Below are 2,503 nucleotides of genomic sequence, written 5' to 3'. Positions count from 1 at the left end.
GATGGTGGGGAAGTCGCTGTACGATCTGCCCGTCGCGCCCGGTCCGCCCGCGAAGAGGGTGTCGCCGGTGAAGACCGTGCCGAGGCCCGGATCGTAGAGGCACACCGCGCCCGGCGCGTGACCCGGGGTGTGCAGGACCGTGAGGTCGGCGCCGGCGGTCTCGATGACCTGGCCGTCGGCGAGCCAGTGGTCGGGCTGCCGGTCGGGGTGGGTCTGCTTCCACAGCGGCATGTCGTCGGGGTGGAGCCAGATCGGCGCGCCGGTGCGCTCGGCGAGGGCGGGCGCGGCGTCGATGTGGTCGTTGTGGGCGTGGGTGCAGATGATGGCCGTCAGCCTGCGGTCGCCGACGGCCTCGGCGATGGCGTCGGCGTCGTGGGCGGCGTCGATGACGACGACCTCGTGGTCGTCGCCGACGATCCACACGTTGTTCTCGACGTCCCACGTGCCGCCGTCCAGGCTGAACGTGCCGGACGTGACGAGGTGCTCGATCCGTACGGTCATCAGAGCGTCACCACCGAACGCAGGACGTCCCCGGCGTGCATCCGCTCGAACGCCTTCTCCACGTCGTCGAGTCCGATGGTCTCGGTGACGAACGCCTCCAGGTCCAGGCGGCCCTGGAGGTAGAGGTTGATCAGCATGGGGAAGTCACGGTCGGGCAGGCAGTCGCCGTACCAGGAGGACTTCAGGGCGCCGCCGCGGCCGAACACGTCGATCAGCGGGAGGTCCAGCTTCATGTCGGGGGTGGGGACGCCGACGAGGACGACCGTGCCGGCGAGGTCGCGGGCGTAGAAGGCCTGCTGGTAGGTCTCGGGGCGGCCCACCGCCTCGATGACGACGTCGGCGCCGAAGCCGCCGGTCAGCTCGCGGATCGCCTCGACGGCGTCGGTCTCACGGGAGTTGACGGTGTGGGTGGCGCCGATCTTCTTGGCGGTGGTCAGCTTCCGGTCGTCGATGTCGACGGCGATGATCTTCTCCGCCCCGGCCAGCAGGGACCCGGCGATGGCCGCGTCCCCGACGCCGCCGCAGCCGATGACGGCGACGCTGTCGCCTCGGCCCACGTTGCCGGTGTTGATGGCGGCGCCGATGCCGGCCATGACCCCGCAGCCCAGCAGTCCGGCGACCGCCGGGGAGGCGGCCGGGTCGACCTTGGTGCACTGCCCGGCGGCGACGAGCGTCTTCTCGGCGAAGGCGCCGATGCCGAGGGCGGGCGACAGCTCCTGGCCGGTGGAGGCGAGGGTCATCTTCTGGCCTGCGTTGTGCGTGGCGAAGCAGTACCAGGGCCGGCCGCGTCGACAGGCGCGGCAATTGCCGCAGACAGCACGCCAGTTGAGGATCACGAAGTCACCGGGGGCGACGTCCGTGACGCCCTCGCCGACCGACTCCACCACGCCCGCCGCCTCATGGCCGAGGAGGAAGGGGAAGTCGTCGTTGATGCCGCCCTGCTTGTAGTGGAGGTCGGTGTGGCACACCCCGCACGCCTGTACCTTCACCACGGCCTCCCCGGGCCCCGGATCGGGCACGACGATCGTCTCGATCCGCACCGGTTCGTTCTTGCCCGGTGCGATCACGCCGCGTACTTCCTGCGCCATGGTGAACCCTTCCGTCGTTCCGTACGGACGGTCTCCCGTCCACGATCACCCTACGGACCGACCAGCGGGTAGGCCCGCACGTCCGGGCGGATCCCTGGCCGAAAAGCTCGCCCGTGGCGTACGTGCGCCGCCCGGCCCCCGGCCACCGCCCTGGTCCTCCCGTGCGGCCCCCAGCCGCTCCGGGGCTCCGCCAGCCGTTCCCGGGCCGCCCCGAGCCCCGCCCCTCAACCTTCCGTATACCCCCATGGGTATATCTGCTACCGTTGCCAACATACCCCAGGGGGTAATTCACCCAGGGGTTCTCAGGCATCTGCCGCCGAACGAGGAGAGGAGCACTGCCGTGTACTTCGTCGACACGATCGAGGTGCCGGGGTTGGGCAACCGCAGCTATCTGGCGGGTGGTCCGCAGGGCGCCGTGGTGGTCGACCCGCCGCGCGACATCGACCGGATGATCACGGCCGCGGCCCGACGGGGCACGCGGATCGCGTACGTCGTCGAGACGCACGTGCACAACGACTACGTCACCGGCGGCCTGGAGCTGGCCCGGCTGACCGGCGCCGCGTACCTGGTGCCCGCCGGGGCGCGCGTCGCCTACGAACGGGTGCCGGTGCACGACGGGGACACGGTGAAGATCGACGCGGAACTGACCCTGCGCGCCGTGGCCACCCCGGGCCACACCCCGCACCACACCGCGTACGTGCTGGAGGAGGCAGGCCGGGCGGTGGCCGCGTTCACCGGCGGGTCCCTGCTCATCGGCACGGTCGGCCGCCCGGACCTCGTCGAGCCCCGGCTCACCGATGAACTGGCCCGCGCGCAGCACGCCTCGGTGCGCCGGCTCGCCGACGCGTTGCCGGAGGAGACGGAGGTGCTGCCCACGCACGGCTTCGGCAGCTTCTGTTCGGCCGGGCGGGCGA

3 protein-coding genes are annotated in these 2,503 nt (G+C 71.6%); 1 reads left to right on the top strand and 2 read right to left on the bottom strand.

Annotated elements, in window-relative coordinates; all coding sequences use genetic code 11:
- Both AOK15_RS38315 and AOK15_RS38310 read right to left on the bottom strand, forming a co-directional pair.
- Positions 1-501, bottom strand: a 501-nt coding sequence (locus AOK15_RS38315; protein ID WP_055523475.1) for an MBL fold metallo-hydrolase, incomplete at its 3' end; no start/stop codon positions are given.
- The gene (locus AOK15_RS38310) at positions 501-1,589 is read right to left on the bottom strand and encodes an S-(hydroxymethyl)mycothiol dehydrogenase (RefSeq protein WP_055523473.1); all 1,089 of its coding nucleotides are present in this window, start codon (positions 1,587-1,589) and stop codon (positions 501-503) included. The genes AOK15_RS38315 and AOK15_RS38310, both read right to left, overlap by 1 nt.
- 340 nt (positions 1,590-1,929) lie before the next feature.
- Between AOK15_RS38310 and AOK15_RS38305 the strand changes: the two genes are divergently transcribed.
- A partial coding sequence (locus AOK15_RS38305) for an MBL fold metallo-hydrolase (RefSeq protein WP_157870496.1) occupies positions 1,930-2,503 on the top strand: 574 nt, incomplete at its 3' end.

This window comes from Streptomyces ossamyceticus (genome assembly GCF_001418475.1).
GTDB classification, from domain to species: domain Bacteria; phylum Actinomycetota; class Actinomycetes; order Streptomycetales; family Streptomycetaceae; genus Streptomyces; species Streptomyces ossamyceticus.
Note: the sequence above shows the minus strand (reverse complement) of the source record. Positions and strands in the feature narration are given on the sequence as shown.

What these genes read in the sequence shown, in the direction of transcription:
- AOK15_RS38310 (WP_055523473.1), bottom strand. Translation starts at nt 1,589, where the DNA reads ATGGCGCAGGAAGTACGCGGCGTGATCGCACCGGGCAAGAACGAACCG.